Consider the following 457-nt stretch of genomic DNA (forward strand, 5'->3'; position numbering starts at 1 on the left):
ATAAAGGAGAGATGGCGTGGTCGTGGTCTGCACAGGATCACCCGCTCATCCCGGCGGAAGCCGGGATCCAGTGAGCTGCCGGACGTGGGCTTCGGCTTTCGCCGGGGCGAGCGGAGGATGCGATCACGGCTTCACTCCGCCGGCACCGGCGCGCCGCGGGAATCGATCGCCCGCGCCACGCCGTCCTCGTCCTCGATCTCCGCGGCCGCGGGTCGGCGCCGTCCCGTCCACCATTCGGTGAAGGTGCCGAGAATGCCCTTGGGCAGGAACAGCGTGACCAGCACGAAGAGCGCGCCGAGCGCGAAGAGCCAGAGTTCCGGCAGCATGCCGGTGAACCAGGTCTTGCCGGCGTTCACGACCACGCCGCCCAGCGCCGCCCCGGCGAGCGTGCCGCGCCCGCCGACCGCGACCCAGATCACCGTTTCGATGCTGTTGGCGGGCGCGAATTCGGATGGGT

1 protein-coding gene is annotated in these 457 nt (G+C 70.0%); it reads right to left on the reverse strand.

Features of this window, described 5'->3' with window-relative positions:
• Nucleotides 1-131 precede the first annotated feature (131 nt).
• Nucleotides 132-457 (reverse strand): hypothetical protein (locus AC2JF9_RS09095; RefSeq protein WP_500727123.1); only part of this gene is annotated, 326 nt, incomplete at its 5' end.

It is taken from the genome of Lactobacillus sp. C449L (assembly GCF_059900815.1).